Genomic DNA, 18,512 nt, shown 5'->3' with positions numbered 1-18,512 from the left:
ACACTCCGCTGATCTACGCCGCGAGTTGTGCCAAATGTTCTGACGACGGACAATTGGGCTGGTCACCGGTTCGCCGCGCCATGGTGCAGCGGTTGCTCGCCGCGCCGGGTTCCTGGAGCGGATCGCAATTATCGCTCCTGATGCCGTGATCACTGAAGCCAACGGGAATTTCGAGTTCGAGGCGGGCATAGCCGCCGGTCGTCAGCTGCTGGACGTTGCCGACCGTCCCACTGCGATCTTCGCCACCAACGACGATTCGGCCGCCGGTGTGATGACCGCCTGCACCCAGCTCGGCATTGCCGTGCCCGATGCCGTGTCGATCTGCGGCTTCGACGACAACTTCGTCGCCAAGAGGGTGTGGCCTTACCTAACGACGGTTTACCAGCCGATTGCGGAACTGGCACGGCAGGCGGCCAATCTGCTGCTCGATCGCCGTGCCGACAACCGCGAGACGGCCAACGTCCTGCTCGCGCACCGTATGGTGGAACGCGACACTATCAGGGATCTGCGGGTGAGCGAAAAGGTTCGCCGCCCGGTCAAGGGAGATGACGATGCTTAAGACTACGATTGCTTCGCTTGCCGTGCTGACGGCAGCTTTTTCCACGCCCACGATGGCGCAGGTGGTGACCATCGATGTCGGCCAGGTCGAGGGAGCGAGGGCTGACGGAATAGAATCGTGGAAGGGCATCCCCTTCGCCCAGCCGCCGGTGGGCGATCTGCGCTGGCGGGCGCCGCAGCCGGTCGAGGCGTGGGAGGGCGTCTACAAGGCGACCGAATTTTCCAACGATTGCATGCAGATTCCCTTCGCCGCCGATGCCGCGCCGCTCGGCACACCGCCCGCGGAGGACTGCCTCTATCTCAATGTCTGGCGGCCCGAGGGAACCACGGCTGACGACCGCCTGCCGGTGATGTTCTGGATCTATGGCGGCGGCTTCGTGAACGGTGGATCGTCGCCCGCAGTCTATGACGGGTCCGAACTGGCGCGGCAGGGCGTGATCCTGGTGAGCTTCAACTATCGGCTCGGCCGTTTCGGTTTCTTCGCGCATCCGGCTTTGACCGAGGCGAACGAGGACAACGGTCTGCTCGGCAATTACGGCTACATGGATCAGGTTGCGGCGCTGCGCTGGGTCCAGCGCAATATTGCGGCGTTCGGCGGCGATCCGGGCAAGGTGACGATCTTCGGCGAAAGCGCGGGCGGCGGTTCGGTCAGCATGATGATGACCAGCCCGATGACGCGCGGGCTGTTCGACAAGGCGATAGTGATGTCGGGCGGGGGCCGTGCGGGCCTGCGCTCGACAATGCCGGTCCATTCCGACGATGGGCCGGACGGTGAGGACGCCGGACTCGGCTTTGCCGAATGGGCCGGGATCGAGGGCGAAGGCGCCGAGGCACTGGCCGCCTTGCGTGCGCTGCCCGCCGAGGTGCTGGCGACGGGCGTCGGTCTTGCCCAGCAGCCGGTGGCTCCGCATTCCGGGCCGCTGATCGATGGCATGGTGGTGCTGCATCCGTTCGACGAGGTCTATGCCGCTGGCGATGCTGCGCCGGTACCGTTCATGGCTGGCGCGAACACGGCGGATATCGGCTTTGGCCCTCCGCTGGAAGGCGATGTCTTTGCCGCCCATTTCGGGGCCCATGCCGATCAGGCGCGGGCAGCCTATGCCGATCTCTCCGACCTGCCGTCGGCTGCGTTGCAGGCCGCCATCTATGCCGACGAGATGATGGTCGAACCTGCACGCTTCATGGTGCAACGGATGGCTGCCAGCGGCCAGAAGACCTGGCATTACCGGGCGGGCTATGTGCCCGAAGTGATGCGTGAGGAGTGGGCTAGCGGACTGCCGCACGCCACGGAAATCCCGTTCTTCTTCCGCACCATCGATGCGCGCTATCCGGGTGAAGCGACAGCGGCGGATCATGCCGCCTCGGCAGCCATGAGCGCGGCCTTCGTCAACTTTGCCAAGACCGGCGATCCCAATGGCCCCGGTGCGCCTGTATGGCCGGTCTACGACGATACGACCCGTCCGGTGATGCTGTTCGGGATTGATGGCAACCACGGTGGCGAAGACCCGTGGCGTGCTCGGCTCGACGTGGCCGAAGCACTGGCCGAAAGCGCGGCGGACTGACGGGCAGGGCAGGCCGCCTGTCTCATGGGTGAAGCCGATTGGGCAGTCACGCGCGTTCGAACACCTGCCATGCCGCATCGTACATCCGGCATGGCAGGTCTCGGGCGAGGCCCGACTATCCGTTCTTCGCAAGTTGCATTCGGTCAGTCTTGCTCGCCAGAGGCGGCAAAGGAGGCGAAGGAAAGGCTGCCCGTGGAACGCAACAGCGCCGCCTGGGCCAGCAACACATCGCTGCGGCTTTGGGCGAGGGCGAGCCGGGCCGCGCGCAGGTTCTCGTCCGCGACGAGGATATCGAGCGTCGAGCGCAGATCATACGCATATTCCGCCCGCACCCCGCTCAGGGCCAGATCGGCCGCTTCGAGCCGCCTCTGGTTCGCTTCGAGGCGGGCACGGGCCGCCGCCAGTCTGGCCCATGCGGTATCGACCTGGCGGAGCGCATCCCTGCCGGCGGCGTCCATGTCGAAGCGGGCGGCGCGCAGTTCCGCACTTGCCTGCCGCACCTGCGACGCAACCAGCCCGCCGGTGAGGATGGGGACATGCAGCGTCACCCCGACCGCGTTGCTGCGGACATATCCGTCGTTGCGGACATCGCTGAAGCCATAGCCATAGTCGCCATCGAGCGAGACTGTCGGCGCCCCCTGCGAGCGGGCCTCGCCGACACGGGCGGCGGCGGCCTGCACGGCCTCGTCGCCGCGGCGGTAGAGCGGGTTGTCCGCCAGCGCCTGCTCGCGCGCCAGTTCGCGTGTCGGCGGTAATCCCGCGAGATCGGGCAAGGGGTCCAGCGTTTCGGGATCGCGGCCCACAAGCGTGCGATATTGCGCCTTTGCCCCTTCAAGAGCCGCGCGTGCATCGGCCAGCTGGCCCTGCGCGCCCGCCAGCTGCGCTTCGAGCTGCGCCACATCGGTCAGCGTGGCACGGCCCAGATCGTATCGCGCCGTGGCTTCGGCGACCTGCTGGTGCAGGAGGCCGATGTCGGTCTCCACGATCGCCATCGCCTGCTGGCCGTAAAGCACGTCGGCATAGGCCATCACCACCTGGGTTATCAGCACGGAGGCCGCATCGCGCAGGCCTTCCTCGCCAGCCGACACATCATGCTGGGCGGCACGCACCGCACTTGAGACCCGTCCGCCGGTCCAGAGCGGCAAGGAGGCCGAAATCGTCGCCCCGCCGCCGGTGTCGTAATCGAACCGATCATAGCCCCCGGTGCCGCCCAGCGCAGCGGTCAGCCGCCCGCGTGCGCGCGCCTGTTCGGGCGTTTCGGCGAGCGCCTCCTGGCGTGCCTCCTCGGCATTCAGGGCGGGGTTGCTGAGCAGGGCGCTCTGCACGGCTTCGGCGAGTGTCTCGGCCGCGCAAGGCGTCGCGACGAGAGCCATGACGCTGGCAAGACCGGACAGGACATGCCTAGTCATGGCGCAGCGCCCATGCCGGGATTGCCCGAGCGGCCCGCAGCGATTGCACGCTGACGGTGAGGGCTGCGATAAGCAGTGCCAGAACGCTCGCCGCGACAAAGTAAAGCGGTGACAGCACGACCGGATCGGAAAAGCCGGCCAGCCAATTTCGCAGGGCAACCCAGGCCAGCGGCCAGGCGATAAGGTTGGCGATCACCACCGGGCGCAGGAATTGCCCCACGAGCAGCAACACGATGTCGCGCGTGGATGCGCCCAGCGTCTTGCGGATGCCGATTTCCTTGACCCGTCGAACCGTGTTGAACGAGGCAAGTCCCCACAATCCCACACAACCGATCAGCACGGCGAGAACCGCCCCGATGGTGAACAGGCGGGTGGCCTGCTCGTCGGACTTGTACAGTTCGGCCAGGCGCTGGTCGGCGGAGCTGGCATCGAAGGGGACTTGCGGCGCGACTTGCAGCCAGGTGCCTTTCACCGCGTCCATCGCCGTGCGCAGGTCGCCTGAGTAGCGGAGCGTGGCGGTTGCATATTCATCCATGCGCGCGGTGAAGCTGTAATAGGTCGCGGTGGTCGCATCGCGCGGCGAGAGGAAGCGCATGTTGTCGATCACTCCAATGATGGTGAAGGTGCGATTGCCTTTGCCGACCGTCTTGCCGACGGCTGCTTCCGGTGATGCAAAGCCAAGCGCGCTCGCGCCCATGCGATTGATCACGATGCTTACGGGGACGCCGTCCTTGCGATTGGCGAAGTCGTCCGCTCCGTGCGCGAGATCGAACTCTCGCCCGGCCAGCAAGCGGGCGCCGTAGGTACGGAAGAAGTCCGGGCCGACCACGATTTGCTGAAGGGATGGGCCGGGGCCGGGTTGTCCGGGGATTTCGATGCTGTTGGCATTGTTGGTGCCACTGCCGCCGGCGCTGTTATCTGCCAGAGTCAGCGAGTGGATCATGGGCAGCGCTCGCCACCCGGCTGTCAGGGCCTGGATCTGTTCGGGCTCGGCCTGCGTCATCGAACGGACCACGATCAGACCATCGCGCTTGAAACCCACATCGGCGCTGCGGACGTGCGCCGTTTGCGCAGCCAGCACCAGAGTGCCGACCATGAAGGAAATCGCGAGTGCAAACTGGAACATCACCAGCAGTTCGCGCACTCTGGCCCCGGCCCGCCCGCCACCGGGCGCGCGCGCAGATGCCAGCACGCTGGCAGCCGGATAGCGTGCCAGCAGCACGGCGGGGTAGAACCCGGCAGCGATCCCCACGACGAGCGCCAGGACCGCGAGCGCCGGCACCGCCAGAGCATAGGGAATAGCAAGCGACATCTCGGTTGCGGCATTGATCCAGGGCAGGGCCAGTTCCGCCAGCGAAAGCCCGACCAGAGCCGCCAGCGCCACCAGCAGGACCGCCTCGCCAATGAACTGGCGGATCAGCACATTACGATTGGCACCGAGCACCTTCGACATCGCCACCTCGCGTGCACGCAGTCCGGCCCGCGCGGTTGCGAGGTTGATGTAATTGACCATGGCGATCAGCAGCGCAATCACGCCCACAACCCCCATCGCAATGACAGACTGACTGAGCGAAGCGGCCTGCCCTCCCGCAGGGGTCAGATGGGCCGCCGTGATCGGAAGCACTGCCAGTTGTTGCCACTTGGTCGGCGTTTCCGGCCCGAGATCCTTCATTCCGCGACGATTGACGAAGCCATCCAGTTTCGCATTGAATGCCTGAGCCGCCGCTGGTGTGGGAAACCGCAGATAGGTGAACAGCGAGGTGCTCCCCCAGCGATACCACCACGGCGCGGTTTGCACTGCGGGCAGTTGCCCGAGCACTTTGAAATTGAGATCGGTGTTTTCGGGCAGGTTCTGGAACACCCCGCCGACCGTATAGGTGCCCGTCTTGCCATCGACCCCGGTGGTGAGCGTCAGCGTTTGACCGACGGCATCCAGTGTTCCGAAGTATTTTTCTGCGGTGTCCTGATCGATCAGCACACCGCTCGGGCTGTTCAGCGTCGCCGGACCGTTGCCCGCGACCATCGGCAGGGCGAACACGTCAAAGAACTCCGGATCGACTTGCGCACCCTGTTCCTCGATCCCGACGCCGTTGCGAATGACATTGATCGGCGTGGGCATGATACGCGTGCCGACCGTGCCCGGAAAATCCTCGCGTATCTGCTCGAGCAGCCCGCCCATGGTGTTCGGAAAGGCGCCGTTGAACGGGCTGTCTTCGATATGCCAGATCGTCTGCACCAGATAGATTTTGTCGTGATCCGGCAGCCATTTCTCGAAGCTGGTCTCGAAGCGGACGTAGAGCCCCAGCACAAGGAACACCGCGATGCCCACGGCCAGACTGCCGATATTGAGGACGCTGTAGAGCTTGTGGCGGGTCAGCGAACGGTAGAGTCTGAGAAGAGAGAATGTATTCATGGTCGTGTCACCCCTCAGATCGCGCGCGCGGCCGAGGCGACCACGCGCCCGTCGAGCATGTCGATCCGCCGCTGCGCCATGTCGGCATGGCTGGGTGAGTGGGTGACCATCACCACCGTCGCGCCATCGGCATTGAGCGAGGCGAGAATGTCCATCACCTGAAGCCCGTTCTCGGTATCGAGGTTGCCGGTCGGTTCGTCGGCGAGGATCATCCTGGGATCGCCCACGATGGCGCGAGCGATTGCCGCGCGTTGCTGCTGCCCGCCGGAAAGCTGGTTGGGATAATGACGCGCCCGGTGCGAAATACCCACGCGGTCCATCGCCTCGACCACGCGCTTGCGCCGGTTCCCGCCATTCGCCTTGCGATAGACGAGGCCCAGTTCGATGTTCTCCTCGATCGTCAGTTCGTCGATCAGGTTGAAGCTCTGAAACACAAAGCCCAGCGTTTCGGCACGGAATTGCGCCAGCCCCGCTTCGTTCAGTGTCATGAGGTCGCTGTCGTGAAACCAGTAATGTCCGCCAGTCGGCCGGTCGACCGTGCCCAGCGTGTTGAGCAGCGTGGACTTGCCGCAGCCCGAGGGGCCCATGATCGCGACAAATTCCCCCGCAGCGATCTCCAGATTGATGTCGGCAAGCGCCGTGGTCTCGATATCCTCGGAGACATAGGAGCGGCGGATATGTTCGAGTTTGATCATCTGTCTGACCCTTCAGCGGATATTGATCGTGTTGCCAGTGATGGCGGCGGTGTTCGTGGTGACGATGCGCTCGCCCTCGGCGAGGCCTGAGAGGATCTCGACCTGTTCGGGATTGCGGCGGCCAATGGTGATCTCGCGGCGATAGGCGTGGCGGCCATTTGCATCGAGCACGAAGGCCGAAGACCCGCCGCCCGCATCGAGCCAGCCACCCGCAGGCGCAATCAGTGCCGGTTGCGTCGCGCCCAGCGTGAGGCGAACGTTGATCGTCTGCCCCCGATTGAGGCCAGCGGGCATGGTTCCGCGAAAGGTGAATTCGACCCGGAACCGCCCGTCGGTGACGGTGGGGATGACCTTGGAGACGATCAGGCGCGCGCCGTCATCGGTCGTCGCGGTTTGCCCATCGTGAATGCGCCCGAGATAATATTCATCGACATCGGCCACCAGCTTCCAGTTGCCCTCGCTATCCACTTGCCCCGCCTGATCCCCTTCCTTGAGGGTCTGGCCGGGCTGGATGGTGAAGCCGGTCAGCCGCCCGCTGGCAGGTGCGCGCAGCGTCAGCGCGCCGAGCTGCGCCTCGACTGCGCGCAAGGCATTGGTCAGCCGCGCGCGGGTATCGGCGAGGCGCGAGGACTGGAGCGCCGCCGTCTGCCCTTCGCGCGCTTCGCCGGACCGCAACTGGGCCAGACGGCGCTGCTGGTAGTCTGCCTCTTCCTGATAGCTCCTGACACCGGCATCGGACACGAAGCCCTGATCGTGCAGTTGCTGGCGGGTGGCCAGATCGCGCTGGGCCTTGAGCAGATCGTAGCTGGCCGCCGACGTCTGGCTGCGGCGGTCGAGCTTGCTGCGTTCCAGAGCCAGCTCGTCGCCGCTCAGTGCGCCGAGCTGGCTGGCAATCGCCGCCTCGCGGGTCAGAACGTCAAGCTCGAGCGTTGGATTGGCAAGCGTCGCGAGCGGCTGGCCTGCGGTCACCATCGCCCCGTCCTGCACCAGCAGCCGATCCACCTGGCCGCCCGAAACCGCGCCGACATAGGTGGTGATCGCCGGCGCAACCGACGCGCGCACCGGCAGGTAGTCGGCAAAGGGTGCGCGCTCGACGAGGCCGGTTTCGATATTGGCCGCGTCGATGTCGGTGGAGCCTGAGGCCGGAATGAACCACCACATGGCAAGGGCGGCCACCAGGGTGACAGCGAGCCCGGCCCACAGCCTGCGCCGTTTGCCTTTGCCGGGTCGTGCGATCCGGCGGTCCATCGCCGCGCCGGTTGCATCTGTTGATTCGATCAGTGAGTCGTTCGCCATGCGGACATTGTGCCGCACATGTCGGATTGGCGCTAACCAGCTGATATTACGAGTATTACAGCAACCGGTCGACAAGGTGCCGTTCGATATCGCACACAGTGTTCGAAAATGAACACAAACATCCCCCCGTCAACACCGCCGCGCGTCATGCTGATTGACGATGATCGCGACGTTCACCAATCGATCGCTGTTCTGCTGCGGCGGGCGGGGCTGGACTTCGCCGGTGCCACCTCACCCGACGAAGCCTATTCGTTGCTGGAGCTTGAGCCGGCGGAGGTCATCCTGCTCGACCTGAACTTCACTCGCGGGCAGTCGCAGGGGGAGGAAGGGTTTGCGGCGCTGGCGCGGTTGCTCGATGACGATCCCGCAGCGACCGTGGTGGTGATCACCGGACATAGCGGGGTTCGCATCGCGGTGGCGGCGATGCGGGCAGGGGCATTCGATTTCGTGATGAAGCCCTGGCGCAATGATGAACTGCTCGAACGGATCCACGCCGCCATTGCTCACCGCCAACGCCGCCGCGAAATCGCGGCGCTGGTGCAGAGCCAGCCGGCCACCCCCGATACGCCCGCCTTGCTGGGATCGAGCGCAGCGATGGAGCAGGTCCGTCAGCTTGTTCGCCGTGTCGCGCCCACCACCAGCGATGTGCTGGTCACCGGACCCGCGGGCAGTGGCCGCAGCCTGATTGCGCGCACGATCCATTCCGGCTCGCCCCGGGCCAACCGCGCAATGGTGGTGATCGAGGCGACAGCCGCAGCGGACCCGACCGACGATCTGGCTCGGGCGGAGCTGGCGCGCGCGAAGTCCGGGACAGTTCTGCTGCGCCACGTCGACCGCCTCGACACCGCAGGGCAAACGCGGCTGATCGCGCGGCTGGAGGCCGACATGCGGGTGATCGCAACGGCGCAATCGGCGCAAGCGCTGTCCCCCGCCTTGCGCGCCAGAGCTGGTACAATCGAGGTCGCCGTGCCCCCGCTTGCGGCACGGGAGGACGATGCGCTGTTGCTCGCCCGCCATTTCCTGCGCCGCGCGGCGCGGCAACATGGGCGGCCCTTCGAAGGCCTGAGCCCCGAAACCGAGGCCCTGCTCAAAATCACCCCATGGCCAGACGAAGTGCGCGGTCTGGAACAGGCGATCGAGCGGGCGGTGGTGCTGGGCGATGGCGGTCTGATCGGGCCAGCCGATCTGGGCTTGAAGCCCGAGCGCAGTGACGAGCAGACGCCGGCGGCGCAACCCGTCATGCTCAATTTGCAGCAATCGGAACGAGGCCTGATCGAAGCCGCGCTCAAGCGCAATGGCTTCAACATCAGCCACGCGGCCGAGGAACTCGGGCTGAGCCGTGCCGCGCTCTATCGGCGGATGGCCAAGCATGGCCTTTAGTCGCTCGGCCTCGGCGGTGCTCGTGCCGGTGTTCCTGTTCGGGAGCGGGGCCATGTCCGTTGCCGCATGGAAGGGCGGCTTTCTGGCATCGTTCGCTCTGGCCTTGCTCATGGCTGCCTGGCTTGCGGCGCTGATGGTGTGGCGCCGCCCGCCGGTTACCGGCGGGCTGGTCGAGAACGATGCCGGGAGCGAGGACAAGGCGATGCATGTCCTGCTGCGCGCCGTGCTGGAGAAAATGCCCGTCGCGCTGGTGTCGATTGGCAGCGACAACCGTGTCCGTGCGCTCAACCGCGCGGCGCGCGAGCTGTTCGCCGCGAGCGACCTCATCCCCGAACCGCCGCCGGAGCTGTCTGCGGGAGTGCCGCGGATGACGCTGTTCGGCCGCACCTACAGGATTGACCGGGTCGAAGGCACGAAGAGCGTGAGCATGCGCACCATTGCCGCAATCATCGATGTAGAGAACGAGGAGCGCATGGCCGAAGCGCGCGCGACGCGGGAAGTGCTCGATATTCTCAGCCACGAGGTGATGAACGCCATCACGCCGATTTCTTCGCTCGCCGAAAGCGCTCTGCTTATGCTGGACGAGGAGCCGGTCCCGGCAGCTGCCCTGCGCGACGCGATTGGTACGCTCGGCAGGCGCTCGGGCGGGCTGCTTCAGTTTACCGCAGCCTATCGCGAGTTGGCCCGGCTGCCCGAGCCGGCTGTGGGCATTGTTTCGCTGGACCAACTCGTGGTGGATCTTTCCCGCATGTTCGCGGCGCGCTGGGGCGAGCGCGTACGGCTGTCCTGCTCGATCGAAGAGAGGGTGACGGTCGCGGCAGATCGCGATCAGCTCGAACAGGCGCTGTGGGCCTTGCTGCAGAACGGGGCCGAGGCGGCGATCGAACATTCCTCCGAACCACGCATCGGGCTCACGGTGACAGGACAGGGCCCGGTCGTCATCGAGATAGCCGACAATGGCGGCGGCATCGATCCGGCTGTTCGTGATCGGATCTTCCGCCCGTTTGTGACGACCAAGGCCGCCGGAAGCGGCATCGGATTGAGCCTGGCGCAGCAGATCGTGCAGGCCCATGGCGGCAGGCTGCTGCTAGTCCCGCGCGATGAGGCAGGAGCGGTGTTTCAGATCCACCTGTCCAGCCTCGCCACCCACGCAGCGTGAGCGGCTCTCCGCCGGCTCACCCAGGCTCGCTTACATAGCCTGCCAGCCGAAGCGCTCCGTCGAGCGAGTCGCCCATGGCTTCGCTCAGCCGTTCGACGGTGCGATTGCGCAGCCAGGGCTGCATACGCGGGGCGAGCCCTCCGACCAGCGTGCAGCGCGTGGCACCGCGTTCGAAGATGGTCTCGATGAAGCGTTCGATATGGCTTGCCGCGTTCTCCACGATAGAGCGGGCGATCGCGTCATCGGCTTCGGCGTAATCCATCACCAGCGGCGCGAAGGTGCCGTAGTCGCGCGGGGTGGCCTGATCCATCCACGCGATGGCCTGCGCGGTATCGTGATTGAAGCGCTCGGTCACGGCGGCGCTGAGCGGGGTCTTGCGGGTGCGCCCGTCGAGCGCGCGCAAGGCGTGGCGCATGGCCGAGAGCCCGAGCGCCGCGCCGCTGCCTTCGTCTGAGATCGGGAAGCCGTAGCCGCCGATGGTGAAATCCTGACCATCCACACGGCACTGGGCTGCGCTGCCGGTGCCGATGATGAGGATGGCGCCGTCCTGACCTCCATGAGCACCCAGATTGGCGATCTGCGCGTCAGTGGCGTAGTTGACCGAGGCGAAGCCGAAGTCGAGCTTGGCCAGAGCCTCGCGCATGCCGGGGCGGGTGATCCCGGCGATGCCCATCCCGGCATGGACCTGCGCGCGCTGCGCCTCATTCAGTCCCGCTTCGGTGAGCGCCTGCGTGGCCGTGTCCTGGAGCGTCTCGAACAGTGCGTCGATGCCGATGCGGGCATTGGCGGTGCCGGAACGCCCGTTGCCGATGACTGCTCCGTTGGCATCGATCAGCCTTGCGCGGCAATTGCTGCCGCCTGCATCGATCCCGAGATAGTAGGTCATATTTGTTCTCCGGTCTCCGCCCAGTCGCGCGCCTTGGAGGTATGGCCGATGCCGGGGTTGAGCTGGTTGCGCGGGTCTATGCTGCGGTAAAAGTCCGCCAGTTCGGGCCGCGCGACATAGAGGTGGCCGACATTGTGCTCGGCCGGATATTGCGCACCGCGCGCGTCGAGCAGCTTCCACAGCGCATGTTCGTAGGCGAGCGGATCGGTGCCCTTGGCCACGATGTAGTCCTGATGGAACACCTGGCAAAAGAAGTGCCCATAATAGAGCGTGTGGATCGATTGGCGGGCGAGGTCGGCGGGAAGCTGCTCGACCCACTCGTGGGTATTGCGGGGCAAGGCGATGTCGAGCGCGACGATGTCCTCCACCTCACCACGATGAACGGCGCGGTAGCGCACGGCGGCTCCGGCGGCGACGAAGCGGTGAAGGAAGGCCTTGGCACTTTCCCCGGCGGTGCATTCGAAATGCGCTGCCTGCGTGTCGGCGAACAGGCGGGCGAGCAGTTCGCGCGTCGCCTCGGCCTGATCGGCGGAGACCTTGAGGATCAGGTGATGCTCGAAGCGATCGCGGAAAGCGCGCATGCGGTGAGGGAGGTGATCGGGGATCAGACGGCTTGCACGCTGCATCAGCCGGTCGCTCACGCCTTCGCCGAAAAACCCGTCGAACCGCGCCTTGGCGGCGAACAACGCGGGCAGGCGGTCGGTGCCCAGCTTCTCGATGGCGACGAAGGTATCGCGGCCATAGCGGTCGGCGATATCGAAGGCGTCGCGGTGCATGTATTCGCCAGCAATCGGCGGCGCGGCGAAGTCGCGCAACATGGTGCGGCGCAGTTCGGTCAGGCGCGCAGGCTCAGTCGTGCCGAGGTAGAAGGTGGCGGTGTTCTCCTCGCGCGCGAAGGTGTCGAGCCGCACCGCGAAGACGATCAGCTTGCCCGCGCTGCCGGCCGCCTCGAACAGGCAACGCGGATCGGCATTGAAGCGCGCGGGCACGTCGCTGTCGATATCGCGCACATGGGCGACGTAATCGTGATCGTGGGCGCGGCGGTCTTCAGCCGGATCGATGTCGGCATCGCTATAGTTGCCGCTGTCGATGCGGGAAAGAATGTCCTCGGGCTCCTCGCCGAGGGCGATGCCGAGGTGATTGATCAGCCGCAGGGTGCCATCTGGCTGCACCTGCGCGTACAGCGCCATCTCGGTATAGGCAGGGCCGCGCCGGACCAGCGAGCCGCCCGAATTGTTGCACACGCCGCCAACCACCGAGGCGCCGAGGCAGGACGAGCCGATCACCGAATGCGGCTCGCGGCCATAGGGGCGCAGCGCCTGTTCGAGCCGGTTGAGCGTCGCGCCGGGCATGCACAGCACCTGCTGGCCATCGCGGATGACCTTGAGCCCGGCGAGCCGCGTGGTGCTGATGATCACGAGACCGCCCGGATAGTCTGCACCGTCGGGGGTGGAGCCACCGGTCAGCCCGGTGTTCGAGGCCTGGACGATGATCGACACGTCGGCGGCCACGCAGGCGCTCGCGACCCGCCAGAATTCGAGCAGACTGCCCGGCCGTACCACTGCCAGCGCGGGGCCTTCGCCGGTGCGATAACCCTTGCGGTAACGCGCCGTGGCGCGCGCGGAGGTCAGCACATGCCACCTGCCCACAATTTCGCGCAGGGTGGCGGGCAGGTCGGTCACTGGGTTTGCACCTCGTCGTCGGTCATCAGGTCGTGACCGTCGAGCCAACGGGTGATCTCGCGGGCGGCAGGGTGGTCGATTGGCGCGTAGCGGGCGCGCAGGCGATCTGCCCGTGTGCCGAGCCGCTCTAGTCCGACATCCTGCAAGGCTGCGATATCCTGTTGTAGCATCAGCGCAAATTCGTCGCCCAGAAGCTGGCGCGCGGCGGAGGCGAAGGCAGCTCGGTAAGCGTAACTATCGCCTTGACCATAGACCATCGGCAGGGTCAGCGCGGGGATGCAGCCGAGATGGGCCTGAATGGCGGGGTTGATCGCATGGCCGGTCAGCCAGTCGGCGCACTTGGCGCTGCGTCCGGTGAAGGCGCGCAGGTGCAGGAAGCGCGACATGCGGGCGCCGTCGTTCACCGGCCAGTTGTCCCACAGACAGACCTTGCGCCCGAGCTGCCCCGCGACCCGCTCCAGATGGCTGGGCTCGATGGCTCGCGCGCAGACTTCCTCGCCGGTCCAGTAGACCTGCACCGAGGCGTCAAGGCGGCGGCCAAGGTCGCCGAGGTAGTCTTCGGGTCGTTGGGCGAAGACCAGATCGAGCACCGGGTCGTCGGAATAGTAGGTCGGGCAGGTGTAGACGCGGGTCGCCCGCGTGAGGTCGGCGCAGAAGTTCACCACGTCGGCCTGTCGGGCGGCGAGGTCGGGCATGTCGCCGCGCAGGTCGTCGAACAGCACGCACAGATCGTCGATGCCGATGGCGTCCAGCTCCGCCACGCGGCGTTTGAGGTCTTCGCGCGCGCCGTCGTCAAAGGGGTGCGTGGAGCCAACCGGCGTCAACGCCATGCCGAAGCGCATTCCCGATGCGCGCACTTCGGCAGACAGCCGTGCGAGCCTTTCGGCGTAGTCTGCGTCGGGCGAGATGCGCCATTCGCGCCGCAGCGACCGGTCGGCCTTGGGGCCGTAGTGATAGAAGGCATAGCCGGCATCGGCGAGCGTCTTTACCACATAACCGCGCTCGGCCTCGTCCCAGATGCGGCCGAAGCGGCCTTCGATCAGGCCCAGCTCGGGGGTCATTCGCCGCTGTCCTCGCGCGCGCCGTCGATCCAGGTTGCAGTGACCTTGCGGGCGTCGTCGAGGTGGACGAGGTCGGCGCGAAGGCCCGGCGCAATCGTGCCGGTTTCGCTGTCCATCCGCAGGAACCGCGCGGGGTTGCCGCTGGCCATACGCGAGGCGGTGACGATATCGCAGCCCATCATATCCATCGCGTTGCGGAATGCCTGCGCCATGGTCAATGCCGAACCGGCGAGTGTGCCGTCCGGTCCGCGGCAGGTGCCGTCGACCACGGCGATATCCTGACCCATCAGCGTAAAGTGCTCGAGTGTCCCACCCACGGGAGGCATCGCATCGGTGACGAGCATCGCCCCCTCAATGCCGCGCGCGGCCAGCGCGACCTTGAGCGAAGCGGGGTGAACGTGCAGCCCGTCGACGATCAGGCCGAAGTGCGTGGAGCGGTCTTCCAGCGCCGCGCCGACCATGCCCGGATCGCGGCTGAGGAACTGTGTCATCGCATTGAACAGATGGGTGAACCCGGCCAGACCTTCCGCCAGCGCGGCGCGGGTCTGGTCGTAATCGGCAAGGCTGTGTCCGGCGCAGACCAGCACGCCTGCCTCGGCCAGCGCGCGGACCGTGCCCGCCGGGGCGAGCTCAGGGGCGAGGGTGACGATGCGGCGACCGCTGGTCGGGACCGTGAGCCGCGCGATCACTGCCTCGTCCACCGCGCTGAACCGCTCGGCGTCGTGAATCCCCTTCTTCACCGGGTTGAGATGGGGGCCTTCGATATGCACGCCCAGCACGCCCGGCACACCGGCCGAAAGCGCCTCTTCGCCAGCCGCGATGGCCGCCTCGACGACCGGGGCGTGGTCGCTGATCAGCGTCGGCAGCAGGCCTGTGGTGCCATAGCGACGATGCGCTGCGGCAATGGCGCGGATGCCATCGACGGTCGGCTGGTCGTTGAGCAGCACGTCGCCGCCGCCGTTCACCTGGGTGTCGATGAAGCCCGGCAGCAGCCAGCCGCCGCCCAGATCCTGCACCTCGCAATTGTCAGGCAGGGTCTCTGCCAGAGCGTGGATGCGGCCATTGGTATCGAGGATCAGCGCCTGCCCTTCTACCACGCGGTCGGCCATCACGATGCGCGCGCCGGTGAGGGCGGTCAGCTTGGGGGAGGGCGTACTCATAATGTGCGCGTCACCTTGTTCAGATGAGGCGGATTATCAGGGTTGCGGCCGCGCGCCAGCGAAAGCGTCTCGGCCAGCGCATAGAAACTCTGGATCTGGGCAATGGCGGCCAGCACAGGATGTGTGTCCGAGCGCAAGGGCAACACGGTCAGGGCGGGCGCGACATCCTCGGGCAGGCCGGCGGCGATGATATTCGCACCGCGCGCGGCAAAGTCCTCCAGCCGCTCGCGCAGACCGGTGCGCGCAACATCGAACGGCGCAAGGACCAGCACGGGGTCACCCTCTCCCACCAATGTCATCGGGCCGTGCGCCACTTCGGCGCTGGAGAAGGCTTCGGCGTGCAGGCTTGAGGTTTCCTTGAGTTTCAGCGCCGCCTCACCTGCGATCGGCAGGGTCGGGCCTCGGCCCAGCACCAGCATTTCCTCCGCATCCCTGAGCAGCGGGACGGCAGCGGACCAGTCGGCATTGGCCGCTTCTTCCAGCACGTCGCCGACCGTATCGAGCGCGGCAAGGAGCGCAGAATCCTCGCTCCATTCGGCGACGAGGTGGGTGAGGGCGACGAGCGTGCACACGAAGCTCTTTGTCGCTGCTACGCTGGTTTCCGCGCCCGCATGCACGGGAATGACAATCTCGGCCAGTTGGGCGAGCGGCGACTCGGCATCGTTGACCACGGCGATCACTACCGCGCCCTGTCGGCGCGCATCTTCTGCCGCAGCGATCAGGTCAGGGCTGCGGCCCGATTGCGAAATGGCGATCAGCGGCACGCCTTTGAAGCGCGGCGAAGTGGCGTGATAGAGCGAGCCGACCGAGGGCGCGTGGCTCAGCGTCGGTATGCCAGCGTGAACTTCCAGAAGATATTTCGCGAAAGCCGCCGCCTGGTCCGAGCTTCCTCGTGCGAGCGTGGCGACGAACGGAGGAGACAGTTCGCGCAGGCGCTTGCCGGCTTCGTGAACCAGATCTGCATTGAGGCGCAGTTGCTCCGTGGCGCGCGCAGGAGCTTCGCGAGCCTCCTGCGTCATTTTCGTGGCGGTGTTTTTCGTCGGTGTGGTCATATGCTTATCAATACCAGTTTGACGACATCGCACAAGTGGCATTAGATTGGTTTGCATCGGCGGGTTGTAGCCCGGATGAGATTCGAGTGACCTTTGGTTCACGAGCGAGATGCATGTGCCCTTCAGGTTGCAATCAGGAGAAAACGAATGCTCAGGATCGATCTTGCCGTTTCCGCAGGGCAATCGCGCGTTAACGAAGACGCGGTGGGCCATTATGGCGATGCGGCCTGGGTCATCGACGGCGCGACCGGTATCGGCGAAAACCTGCTCGACGGTCCGAGCGATGCCGCCTGGTTCGCGCAAACCGCCAACAGGGTGCTGGCGCAGGTGCTGGCCGAGAGCCCGTCGTTGCCGACTCTTGCGGTTCTGCGCGAGGTGATGGCGCGTTGCGCGGAGACACTGGCGCGCGAGCAAATCCGCTCCGCAGACGGGCCGCACGAAATGCCGTCCGCTGCCTTTGCAATGGTTCGCATAATCGATGGCGAGGCGGAATTCACGACCTTGGCCGATTGCCGCATTGCGGCGCGCGATGAGACGGGAAATGCTCGGCTTTACGGGGCGTCCGCTATCGATGAGATCGAGGCCCGGACCATTGCCGCGATGAAGGCGATCCTGCGGGCCGAGCCCGAGATCGCGCCGGACGAGCTGAAGGCGCGGCTGATGCCGGGGCTGCAAGACAACCGTGCCTTGATGAACCGCGAGGGTGGCTACTGGATCCTCGGCGTCGATCCTGCTGCTGCCGATCACGTCTGGCAGGCGCGCTTGCCGATCACGGCAGGACAGCGTTTTGCCCTCGCAAGCGACGGATTTCTGCGGTTGATCGAGCTGTTCAACGTCACCGACGCGGCCGGAATGCTGGCAATTTCCAATGAACAGGACTGGCAGGATTGGCTCGGTCGCCTGCGCGCGCTGGAGGGCGAGCCGGACTCGCTGCGCCGCTATGCGCGGGTGAAGCCGCATGACGATGCCAGTCTCGTCGTCTGTCAGTGGGAGAATGACTGAGATGCTGGTTTTGGGTTTCATGAGCGGCACCTCGCTGGATGGCGTGGACGCGGCTCTGATCGAGACCGATGGTCGGCGCGTCGACGCTTTCGCTCCGGCATGCCTTTCGCCGTTCGAAGATGCGGAGCGCAACCTGATCCAGCACGCCACGGCGGAGGCGCTGAAGTGGAATGGCTACGGCGCGCCGCCGGCATCGCTTTGCGCCGCCGAGGCTGCCGTGCACGAAGCTCATTTGCGGGCTGCGCGCGAGGTTGTGGCGGCGGCGGGGCGGTTGCCCGATCTGGTGGGATTTCACGGCCAGACGGTGCTGCACCGACCCGAGCGAAAGCTGACGGTTCAGATCGGCGATGCGCAGGCTTTGTCTGATGCGCTTGGTGTGCCGGTCGTCGCGGGCATGAGGCTCGATGATCTGGCTGCGGGCGGGCAGGGGGCGCCGCTTGTGCCTGCCTATCACGCAGCGCTGGCGGAGAAGCTGTCGCTCGAACTGCCGGTGGCATTTCTCAACCTCGGCGGGGTGGCCAACCTCACCTTCATCGGCGCCGAGCGTGAGCTGATCGCGTTCGATACCGGGCCTGCGAACGGCCTGATCGATCAGATCGTCCAGGCGCGAGGGGCAGGACGATTCGACGAGGGCGGGCGGCTTGCCGCAGCGGGTGTGGTTGACGAGGATGTGCTCGCGCAGCTGCTGTCGCACGATCATTTCCGTGGGACAGGGCCGAGGTCGCTTGATCGCTACGACTTTCCGCTCGATTGGGCCGACGCCTTCTCGCTGGAGAACGCAGTCGCCACCCTCACTGCCTTCACCGCCGACTCGGTTGCGCTGGCGGCGCGCAGTTTGCCGCAAGCGCCCGGCACCTGGGTCGTGTGCGGTGGAGGCTGTCATAATCCGGTGCTTATGGAGGCCTTGAGCGAACGGCTCGGCAATTGTCGCAAGGCCGACGACCTCGGCTTGCGGAGCGATTTCGTCGAGGCAGAGGCGATGGCATTTCTGGCGGCGCGCAGCGCGCAGGGTCTGCCGCTGACATACCCCGGAACCACGGGAGTCCCCGCGCCGCTGACCGGCGGAACGCTCTATCATCCGGCTCTCATTGGGGTGTGATGAGAAACCAATGCAATACCGGTGCTTTACAAATCAATACCGGTATGTTTCAATTTAGATACCGGGAAGCGGTTTCCGTCGAGTCCTCGGGCGCACAA

15 protein-coding genes are annotated in these 18,512 nt (G+C 65.9%); 6 read left to right on the top strand and 9 right to left on the bottom strand.

The features are described from left to right. Positions 1–52: 52 nt before the first annotated feature. Together D2V17_RS15985 and D2V17_RS15980 are read left to right on the top strand one after the other, a co-directional pair. Entirely contained in the window at positions 53–559 is a 507-nt protein-coding gene (locus D2V17_RS15985) for a substrate-binding domain-containing protein (RefSeq protein WP_342767854.1), read from the top strand. Beyond that, the gene (locus D2V17_RS15980) at positions 552–2,120 is read left to right on the top strand and encodes a carboxylesterase/lipase family protein (protein WP_245978764.1); all 1,569 of its coding nucleotides are present in this window, start codon (positions 552–554) and stop codon (positions 2,118–2,120) included. Before D2V17_RS15985 ends, D2V17_RS15980 begins: the two co-directional genes overlap by 8 nt. Positions 2,121–2,263: 143 nt before the next feature. Here the strand turns inward: D2V17_RS15980 and D2V17_RS15975 are convergent, their stop codons facing one another. The 4 genes from D2V17_RS15975 to D2V17_RS15960 are packed head-to-tail and all read right to left on the bottom strand — an operon-like array spanning position 2,264 to position 7,933. Further along, positions 2,264–3,493 carry a TolC family outer membrane protein gene (locus tag D2V17_RS15975; RefSeq protein ID WP_245978763.1) on the bottom strand — a complete coding sequence of 410 codons (1,230 nt, stop codon included), beginning with the start codon at positions 3,491–3,493 and terminating at the stop codon, positions 2,264–2,266. A gap of 28 nt (positions 3,494–3,521) precedes the next feature. Next, entirely contained in the window at positions 3,522–5,942 is a 2,421-nt protein-coding gene (locus D2V17_RS15970; protein ID WP_119593883.1) for an ABC transporter permease, read from the bottom strand. 14 nt (positions 5,943–5,956) lie between these two features. Continuing rightward, entirely contained in the window at positions 5,957–6,637 is a 681-nt protein-coding gene (locus D2V17_RS15965) for an ABC transporter ATP-binding protein (protein ID WP_119593881.1), read from the bottom strand. Between the two features lie 12 nt (positions 6,638–6,649). Next, positions 6,650–7,933 (bottom strand): efflux RND transporter periplasmic adaptor subunit, encoded by a 1,284-nt coding sequence (locus D2V17_RS15960; RefSeq protein ID WP_245978762.1) that lies wholly within the window; start codon positions 7,931–7,933, stop codon positions 6,650–6,652. A 108-nt stretch (positions 7,934–8,041) separates the two neighbouring features. Between D2V17_RS15960 and D2V17_RS15955 the strand changes: the two genes are divergently transcribed. Together D2V17_RS15955 and D2V17_RS15950 are read left to right on the top strand one after the other, a co-directional pair. Continuing rightward, on the top strand, positions 8,042–9,313 hold the full coding sequence (locus D2V17_RS15955; protein WP_119593879.1) for a sigma-54-dependent transcriptional regulator: 1,272 nt from the start codon (positions 8,042–8,044) through the stop codon (positions 9,311–9,313). Continuing rightward, positions 9,303–10,472, top strand: coding sequence for a sensor histidine kinase (locus D2V17_RS15950; protein WP_119593877.1), 1,170 nt, complete (start codon positions 9,303–9,305; stop codon positions 10,470–10,472). The genes D2V17_RS15955 and D2V17_RS15950 overlap by 11 nt, the downstream gene beginning before the upstream one ends. A 16-nt stretch (positions 10,473–10,488) precedes the next feature. On the opposite strand, the gene D2V17_RS15945 is transcribed toward D2V17_RS15950, so the two are convergent. From D2V17_RS15945 to D2V17_RS15925, 5 genes are read right to left on the bottom strand one after another with little or no spacing between them, the layout of a single operon-like run. Further along, on the bottom strand, positions 10,489–11,358 hold the full coding sequence (locus tag D2V17_RS15945; protein WP_119593875.1) for a glucosamine kinase nucleotide-binding domain-containing protein: 870 nt from the start codon (positions 11,356–11,358) through the stop codon (positions 10,489–10,491). Further along, positions 11,355–13,040 carry a D-lactate dehydrogenase gene (dld, locus tag D2V17_RS15940; RefSeq protein WP_119593873.1) on the bottom strand — a complete coding sequence of 562 codons (1,686 nt, stop codon included), beginning with the start codon at positions 13,038–13,040 and terminating at the stop codon, positions 11,355–11,357. Before dld ends, D2V17_RS15945 begins: the two co-directional genes overlap by 4 nt. After that, positions 13,037–14,101, bottom strand: coding sequence for a beta-N-acetylglucosaminidase domain-containing protein (locus tag D2V17_RS15935; RefSeq protein ID WP_119593871.1), 1,065 nt, complete (start codon positions 14,099–14,101; stop codon positions 13,037–13,039). Before D2V17_RS15935 ends, dld begins: the two co-directional genes overlap by 4 nt. Beyond that, on the bottom strand, positions 14,098–15,261 hold the full coding sequence (nagA, locus tag D2V17_RS15930; RefSeq protein ID WP_119593869.1) for an N-acetylglucosamine-6-phosphate deacetylase: 1,164 nt from the start codon (positions 15,259–15,261) through the stop codon (positions 14,098–14,100). Before nagA ends, D2V17_RS15935 begins: the two co-directional genes overlap by 4 nt. Continuing rightward, positions 15,258–16,280 carry an SIS domain-containing protein gene (locus D2V17_RS15925; protein WP_119593897.1) on the bottom strand — a complete coding sequence of 341 codons (1,023 nt, stop codon included), beginning with the start codon at positions 16,278–16,280 and terminating at the stop codon, positions 15,258–15,260. Before D2V17_RS15925 ends, nagA begins: the two co-directional genes overlap by 4 nt. A 180-nt stretch (positions 16,281–16,460) precedes the next feature. On the opposite strand from D2V17_RS15925, the gene D2V17_RS15920 reads away from it, so the two are divergent. Further along, complete coding sequence (locus D2V17_RS15920) at positions 16,461–17,315, top strand: protein phosphatase 2C domain-containing protein (protein ID WP_119593867.1); 855 nt, start codon at positions 16,461–16,463, stop codon at positions 17,313–17,315. Further along, entirely contained in the window at positions 17,308–18,414 is a 1,107-nt protein-coding gene (locus D2V17_RS15915) for an anhydro-N-acetylmuramic acid kinase (RefSeq protein ID WP_245978760.1), read from the top strand. The genes D2V17_RS15920 and D2V17_RS15915 overlap by 8 nt, the downstream gene beginning before the upstream one ends. Positions 18,415–18,512: the final 98 nt, after the last annotated feature.

The organism is Aurantiacibacter xanthus (genome assembly GCF_003584015.1).
GTDB classification, from domain to species: Bacteria; Pseudomonadota; Alphaproteobacteria; order Sphingomonadales; family Sphingomonadaceae; genus Alteraurantiacibacter; species Alteraurantiacibacter xanthus.
This window is presented reverse-complemented; position numbering and strand designations above follow the sequence as displayed.